Genomic DNA, 8,313 nt, shown 5'->3' with positions numbered 1-8,313 from the left:
CGATCGCGATGATCCCGCGCGTAACTGGCGAGCGCCCCCTGCGTTCCGACGACTCCCTTGGGCTCGCCGGTGGAACCGGAGGTGAAGATCAGGTACGCGGCGTCGGCAGGCTCCACTGCCGTCGGGATCGGCGAGACCTGTTCGCGCACCGTCCAATCGGTCAGCACGACGCGATCGCCGAACAGCTCGGGGTCCTCGGCATCGGCGAGCACGACGTGCGCGTTCGACTGCGCCAGGAGGTTCTCGACGCGCGCAGCGGGCATGGCGACGTCGATGGGAACGTAGGCGGCGCCGGCCAGCATCGCGCCCAGGGTTCCGGCCACCGACCGGCCCGAGCGACGCGGCGCCAGACCGATCACCGAGCCGCGGCGGACACCGGCGTCGCGCAGATCGGCGGCCCGGCTCAGCGCCCACTGATGAAGCTCGCGGTAGGTCCACGTGCCGTCGTCGGCCACCAGCGCCACAGCGTCGGGCGTGGCCTGCACCTGGTCGACGAACAAGCCGATGGCGGTGGTCCCGGAGGGCAGCGCCCGACCGCCCGCGGGTTCGGCCGCCCACGCCTTCTCGTGATCGAGGAGCACGTCGAGCGTGTCGACGGCCAGTTCGGCGGCGTCGGGCAGTTGGCCGAGCACACTGATCACCCGGTCGACGACGTGCGCGGGATCGATCGCGCCCAGCGCTTCGACCACGGCCTCCGTCATCACGACGAGCTCGCCCGCGGTTTCGTAGGCGACCACGGTGAGCGGGTAGTGCGCCAGCGACTCCATCGCCAGCGGCAGGAAGCGGGTGCCGTCGGCGGCGGTGACGGGCTCGGTGGCCGAACCGATCGGCGCGTTCTCGTAGACGAACAGGGTGTCGAACAGATTGGGCGATCCGGCGGCGCGGGCCACGTCGGCGAGCCCGAGGAAGCCCCGTTCGCGCATCTGGGCCGACGACCGCTGCAGGGCCGTGATGCCCTGCAGCACGGTGCTTTCGGCGCGCAGGTCGGCGCGGACCGGAACGGTGTTGATGAAGAGTCCGACCATCTCGCCCGCCCCGGGGAGGCTCTGCGGGCGGCCGGAGACGGTGGTCCCGAAGACCACGTCGTCGGTGTCGGCCAGGCGGCCGAGCACCACCGACCAGGCGTACTGAACCACGGCGGCAGGGGTGAGGCCGTTGCGGCGGGCCCAGCCGAGAATGCGGTCGGTCTCGGCGGCGTCGACGGTGCGACGGGTCCGGACAGGCTCGACGATCGGTGTGCCCGGCGTCCCGATCAGCAGCGGTGCGACACCGTCGAGGTAGCGGGCCCACTCCGCGAGTGCGGCGTCGTGGTCCTGCTGCGCGAGCCACGCGATGTAGTTGCGGTAGAGCCTCACCGGCGGCAGCCCGTCGGCGGTGCCGCCCGCGCTGTAGACGCCGAGCAGGTCGCGGAAGAACAGGGCGACGGCCCAGCCGTCCATCAGGATGTGGTGTGCGGTCAGCAGCATCCGGTAGCGGCCGTCGGGCAGTTCCGCGAGGACCACGCGCAGGGCGGGACCGCGGCGGAGGTCGAAGCGGCGGGTCCGCTCGGCTAGCGCGAGGTCGTCGAACTCCTCGAGTGCCACGGCCACCTGTCGCCACGGCACGGTGACGGCCGACGGCACCACCTGCACCGGGTGCGGAACACCCTGATCCCACAGCGAGACACGAAGATTCGGATGTCGCTGCAGCACCGCACCGACGCTTCGCTGCAGGAGGCCGGCGTCGAGCGGGCCGCTGATCTCGACGACGAACTGCATGCTGTAGACGTCGAGGCCGTCGCCCGCCATCTCCGACAGCGAGAAGAGTCCCGCCTGCAGCGGCGACAGCGCGAGGACGTCCTCAATAGCGGGCGCCGCTTGCTGCCCCGCGGGGGTCGTCTCGGTGGTCACTGGTTGGCCTCCCATGCGGATCCGAGTGCCGAGAGCATGTCGGCGGACAGTCCCGACGCCGACATCGGCGCCGTTTCGGCGACCGGGACCTCGGGCTGGTCGGGCACCTCGTCGCGGGCTGCGTCGACGGCTTCGGCGAGTTCGGCGATCGAGTAGTGGTCGAAGATCTGCTGGGGGTCCAACGCGATGCCCGACGCCGCGGCGCGCGCCGACCACTGGATGGAGATGATGCTGTCGCCGCCGACGGCGAAGAAGTTGTCGTCGCGTCCGATCCCCTCCACCCCGAGCAGTTCCTGCAGCATCGCCACCAGGGCGCGCTCGGTGGGTGTCTCGGCTCCGCCGCCCGCGGTGAACACCTCGGCGACCGGCGCGGCCGCGGGTGCGGCGGCATAGTTGTCGATCACCAGCGATCCCGGCGAGAGGGCGCGGAGGGTCTCGGCCAGCGCATCGGCCGCTCCCGGACCGTCGACGATCCAGGTCGCGACCGACGCGCAGTGCGTGAGGCCGGCGTGCGGGAGCCCGGCCAGGGTCGACGGTGCGGCCTGGATGCGTCGGGGCGAGCCGGCGGCGATCAGCTCGGCGAGCACCGTCGGATCGTCGCCGTGCGCGGACGCGTCGAGCATGTCGGGCAGGGGCGCCACCGCGAGTTCGTCGCGACGGCGCTGCGGATGCCGAGCGAGCTCGCCCAGCAGCTCGACGAACCGGTCGGCGATGCCGCGCGCGGTGTCGGCGTCGTACAGGTCGGCGCCGGCCACCAGTCGGGCATGCAGGCTGCCGTCGTCGCGGGTCACGACGATGAGGTTCAGGTCGAGGTACGAGGTGTCGACCTCCATCGGAAGCACCCGAACGCTGGTGCCGTCGGCGAGTTCCACCGGAGCCTCGCCCGCGGCGTCGCGGAAGTGGATCATGCTCTGGAACAGCGGGTTCCGCGCGCGGGTGCGGCGCGGATTGAGGGCCTCCACCAGCCGTTCGATCGGCACGTCCTGATGCGAGAAGGCGTCGAGAACGGCGTCGCGGGAACGATGGAGCGTCTCGGCGAGCGTGGGTCGACCGCTCAGATCGGTGCGCAGCACCACCATGTTGGCGAGCAGGCCGACGAGGTTCGCGGTACCCGGAACCGCGCGGCCGGCGGCGGGGGTGCCGACGGCGATGTCGTCGCCACCGCCGAGGCTCTGCAGGGTGGCCGCCCAGATGCCGGTGAGCGCCATGAAGTCGGTCACTCCGTTGGCGGCGAACACGGTCTTGAGCTCGGCGTAGCGGTCGGCGGCGAGCTCGACGTCGATCACGTGCCCGCGCTGCCCGAGGCCCTCGGGGCGAGGGCGGTCGGCGGCCACCAGGATCTCGTCGGGCAGACCGTCGAGCCGCTGCCGCCAGAAGTCGATCTGGTCGCGGCCGAAGCGTGCGGCGTCGCTGTCCGGATCGGTGTCGAGGCCGAAGATCCGATGCTGCCAGACGGCGACGTCGGCGTACTCGACGCCGTCGATGCGGGCGGGCAGTTCCGTTCCGCCGACGCGGGCGCGGTAGGCGGCGGCGAGGTCGTCGACGATCAGCGCGATGCTGCCGTGATCGACCACCATGTGGTGGATCACCAGCGCCAGGATGGTCGCGTCGACGCCGCGCACCAGATGTGCGCGCAGCAGCGACGGGTCGGTGAGCGGGAGGATGGCCGCGCTCGCGGCGGCGACGGCGTCGTCCACGGAATCGGTCGTGATCACCGGCAGCTGCATGTCGACATGATCGGCGATCACCTGGACAGGCAGTCCGTCGACCTCCTGGAACGACGTCCGCAGCGACGGATGTCTGGCCACGACGTCGCCGATCGCGGCCTGCAGCGCAGCGTGGTCGACGGGGCCGTCGACGCCGAGCTTCACGGTGATGTTGTCGCCGGCGCTCGCGCCGCTGAACCGGTGGTTGAACCACATGGCGAGCTGTGAGAACGAGAGCGGCGGTCGTGCGGGAGCCATGCCGGGCTCGAGGGGCGGTCGTGCGGGCTTCACGGTCGCCGGTGGTGCGGCCGGAGTCAATGCGTCGCCCAGTGCCACACCGCCGAAGTCGGTGCTCGCCCAATCCCCGTCGGCCCAATCCTCGTCTGCCCAGTCACCGCCGGTGTCTGCGGTGCCGTCGAGGTCGATGCCCAACTCGTCGCGCGCCTTGCCCACCAGCAGCGCCGCCAGCCCGGCGACGGTCGGGGCGTCGAAGGGCGCCCGGACGTCGACGTCGAGGCCGAACTCCGCGGTCAGCGCGGTGACCAGACGCGCGGCCAGGAGCGAATGCCCGCCGAGGTCGAAGAAGGAGTCCTCGGCGCCTATGGTGCGATCGGCGAAGAGCTCGGCGAACACCGCGGCCACCCGGATCTCGGTGGGTGTGCTGGGCGCGACGAACTCGGCGACCTCGGGTAGCGGAACCGGGAGGGCGGTGCGGTCGAGCTTGCCGTGCACGGTCAGCGGCACCTCGTCGATCACCACGACGGCATCCGGAACCATGTGCGCGGGAAGCAGTTCCGCAGCGCGCGTGCGAATCGCCTCGGGATCGACGACGCTTCCGTTCTCCGGGATCACGTAGCCGAGCAGGCGGTCGTCGCTGACGATCACCAGCGCCCGCTGCACGGTCGTGTGACCGGTGAGGACCGATTCGATCTCGCCGGGTTCGATGCGGAAGCCGCGGACCTTGATCTGGTCGTCGGACCGGCCGACGAAGCGGAGTTCGCCGTCGGCGCCGCGCCGCGCGAGGTCGCCGGTGCGGTAGAGCCGCTGCCCGGGCGTGAACGGATCGGCGACGAAGCGGGCGGCGGTCAGCGCGCTGCGGCGCAGGTAGCCGCGCGCCAATTGTCGCCCACCGAGGTAGAGCTCGCCGACCACGCCGTCGGGCACCGGCTGCAGTCCGGCGTCGAGCAGGTGCGCCGTGACGCCGGGATTCGGCGTGCCGATCGGGACCACCGCTCCGCCGCGCGGCCCGTCGACTCGGTGGTGGGTGGCTGCGACGACGGCTTCGGTGGGTCCGTAGTTGTTGCTGAGGTCGGCGGTGAAGGCAGTGGTGAAGGCGTCGGCCACCTCGCCGGGCAGCGCTTCGCCACCGACGGGCACGGTGCGCAGGGTGGTCCACTGCTTCACCTCGGGGATCAGCAGCAGGGTCGACAGCATGCTCGGCACCATGTGCATCACCGTCACCTGCTCGCGAACCAGCAGGTCGGCGAGGTACTTGATGTCGGTCAGTGCGCCGCGCTTGGGGACCACGAGGGTCGCGCCGACGGTCAGCGTCGCGAAGATCTCGAACATCGAGGCGTCGAAGCTCACCGAGGAGGTCTGGACCAGGCGGTCGTCGGGGCCCACCACGCTCGCCGCTCCGAACCCGCGCAGGTGCTCGGCGATCGCGCGGTGGTCGACGGCGACGCCCTTCGGTGTCCCGGTGGAACCGGAGGTGTAGATGATGTACGCCAGCGACGACGGCGTCGGCCCGGTGAGCTCCGCGGTCGCCGCCTCCGGTGCGTCGCGAAGCCGTGCGACGGCGTCGGCGTCGAGCACCAGCACCGGACGGGCGTCGTCGAGCAGGAAGGCCGCGCGGTCGGCGGGGTACTCCGGATCCACCGGCAGGTAGGCGGCACCGGCCTTCATCACGGCGAGGGCTGCGACGACGAAGTCCTCGCCGGCCGACATCCGCAGTGCTACCACGGCGTCCGACTGTCCGAGTGTCGCACCGGCCTCCGACGCGATCTGCCGGGCCAGGCCGGTGGACGCGGCATCGAGTTCGGCATAGGTGAGCGAGCGGTGGTCGGAGACCACGGCCGGGTGGTCGGGCCGCGTGGCGACCGCAGCAGCGAACATCCCCACCAGGGTGTCCGGACGATCGGGCACCGCGGGACCGGCTGCGGCGGCGACCGCAGCGGCGCGGGCCGCGGCGTCGAGCAGTCGGTCGTCGCGGATCGGCCGGTCGGGGTGGGTGAGGGCGTCGGCGAGGAAGGTCGCATACGCGGCGAGCAGCGTTTCGGCCTCTGCCGCATCGAATCGGTGTGCGGCGTACTGCAGTTCCAGGATCGGGCGGGTTCCGGAGACCACCGCGAACTCCAGCGGAAGCTGCGCGTTGGGAGCGTGCAGGTGGTCCAGGTGCTCGGCGGTGATGCCGTCGAGTTCCAGTCCGGCGAGGTCGCGGCGCAGGCTGAGGCTGGCCGAGACGAGGCCGGCCAGACCCTCGCGGCGGTCGTCGGCGACGGCCGCGACCACCTGGTCGATCGGCGCGCGCCCCGCACCGAGCCCGGCGGCCAGCGATTCGCGTGAGGCGTCGATCAGCGACGTCAGCGAAACTGTCGCGTTCACCGCGCCGCGCAGCAGGACGCTGTTGCCGAAGTAGCCGATGAGGTTCTCGGCGCCCGCGGGTCGGACGGTGGTCGGCACGGCGAGCACGACGTCGTCGGCGCCGTAGACGCGATGCAGGAAAGCCTGGGTGGCTGCGACCAGTACGGCGAAGACGGTAGTCCCGCGGGTGCGCGCGAGTTCGGCTGCTGTACGTTCGATCTCCGCGTCGAGCGGACGGTGTGCCCGGCCGCTGCCGCCTCGGGCACCCGCTGCGGGGAGGTCGAGCGGCTCCGGCGCCGGGGTGAGCACCTGCGACCAGTACGCGAGGTCGGCGTCGACCTGCGCGGCGGTCGGATCGGGGATGTCGGCGTACTGGCGGTTCGCGGCAGGCAATGCGTCGCCTCGATACGCCGCGGCGAGTTCGTGGAACAGCACCTGCCAGGAGTCGTCGTCCCAGGCCACGTGATGCACGGTCAGCAGGAGGACGTGATGGTCGACGCCGTCGTCGCCGCCCAGGGCGAGGAGCGAGACCCGCAGTGGTGCTTCGGATTCCAGGAGGAAGGGGGTGCGCGCCTCACGCGCGGCGAGCACCTGAACGCGCCGCTGCGCCGCCGACTCCGAGAGATCACGCAGATCCGTTGTCTCCCAGGCGACGTCACCCCCGACCCGATGCTCCATGACGGGCTTCCCGGCGTCGTCGGCCCGGTACCGCGCCCGCAGCGTCTCATGGTTGGCGACGACCGCCGAGAACGCCGCTCGCAGGCGGTCGGCGTCCAGCGCGCCGCGGAGATCGAAGGCCACCGAGACGTTCAGCGACGCATCGTCGGGATTCCGCTGCCCGGCGAACCAGAGCCGCTGAGCCGCGATCGGCAGCGGGGTGCACTCTCGGTCGCCCCTGGTCGGCGCCGCGGAAGCAATCTCCCGATGTGCCAGTCCGCCTGCTTCGAGTCGCTTGCGCAGGAGTTCTCGTCGGCGTGCGGCAACATCAGTCGTCATGCAGAAACCTTAGCGTAGGCTAACCTTATTCAGAACGGCGGCCCTGTAGGTCGCCCTCACACTCGACACGGTCGGCGGTCTCGATACACCGACTCACTACGTTCGCCGGCACTCGACCAACGTGGCACCAGCGTCCCCACGACGCTCGAGGTGGGCACCTACCGCCCCCACGCCGGTCGAGGTGGGCACAACCGCCCCCACGCCAACCCGCGTGGGTACCAACCACTTCCACGCTGGTCGAGTAGACCGAGGCGCTAGCCGAGGGCGTATCGAGACCTCCGGCACCCGACACCCTCCCACGCTGGTCGAGTAGGCCGAGGCGCTAGCCGAGGGCGTATCGAGGCCGCCGGACCCCGACACCGCCCCCACGCTGGTCGAGTAGGCCGAGGCGCTAGCCGAGGGCGTATCGAGACCCTCGGCGACCACTCACAAGTTGCAGGGAATGTTCGCGTATGCGCCGAGGTCGCAGACCGAGCGATTGGTCATCTTCCACCGACCGTCCTGCCACACCCAGCTCAGCTTCATGTAGGTCGGCTGATACCCGGGCGACGACAGCTTCATCCGCGCGGTGGCCGTGTTCCCGTTGACCGCGACCGGATCGACGATCTGGTAGGTCAGACCCATCGGCTTGAACCGCTTGGCCAGCGACAGAATGCCCTGCGCCTGTCCGACCGCCCGCGACCCACCTTCGAGTCGCTGCGCCTTCTGCGACGACGACGCCCCCGAAGCCAGGTAGTCGAGGTCATTCTGCAGCTGGGCTGCGGTCGGCCGGGTCGGCGAGCCGGCCCGCTGCGTTTGCGCCTGCGACTGCTGCGGGGACTGCTGCTGGGTGGGTGCAACCGGGTTCGGAACGTCAGGAAGGGGCCCGTCTGCCATCGGCACGTCCGAGGTCGGCGTCTCCGAGGCCGGGGCGTCGGTCGCCGCCGCGGGCGCCGCAGGCGGCACCTGCCCCTGCTGCGCACCGAGATTGACGACTGTCGCCGGCGGCTCCTGCGCCGTGGTCCGACCACCGACATCACTGAGCATCAGCCCCACCATGCCGATCGCCAGAACGATCGCCGAGATGATCGCCGAGATACCGGCCGCCATCATCACGGTCGGCCAGCTCACCGAAGATCCGGACGCCCCACCGGGTGCGG

General features: G+C 71.2%; 3 protein-coding genes. All 3 read right to left on the bottom strand.

Annotated elements, in window-relative coordinates; all coding sequences use genetic code 11:
• A partial coding sequence (locus tag GX543_RS04610; RefSeq protein ID WP_290850119.1) for a condensation domain-containing protein occupies positions 1 to 1,889 on the bottom strand: 1,889 nt, incomplete at its 3' end.
• Entirely contained in the window at positions 1,886 to 7,174 is a 5,289-nt protein-coding gene (locus GX543_RS04605; protein ID WP_290850117.1) for a non-ribosomal peptide synthetase, read from the bottom strand. The genes GX543_RS04610 and GX543_RS04605, both read right to left, overlap by 4 nt.
• 426 nt (positions 7,175 to 7,600) lie before the next feature.
• On the bottom strand, positions 7,601 to 8,313 hold a 713-nt coding region (locus tag GX543_RS04600), incomplete at its 5' end, for a hypothetical protein (protein WP_290850116.1).

Origin of the sequence: Gordonia sp. (in: high G+C Gram-positive bacteria) (genome assembly GCF_012515855.1) — a bacterium.
Lineage (GTDB): Bacteria > Actinomycetota > Actinomycetes > Mycobacteriales > Mycobacteriaceae > Gordonia.
The sequence above is the reverse complement of the archived record's forward strand: the minus strand, read 5'-3'. Positions and strand labels throughout refer to the sequence as shown.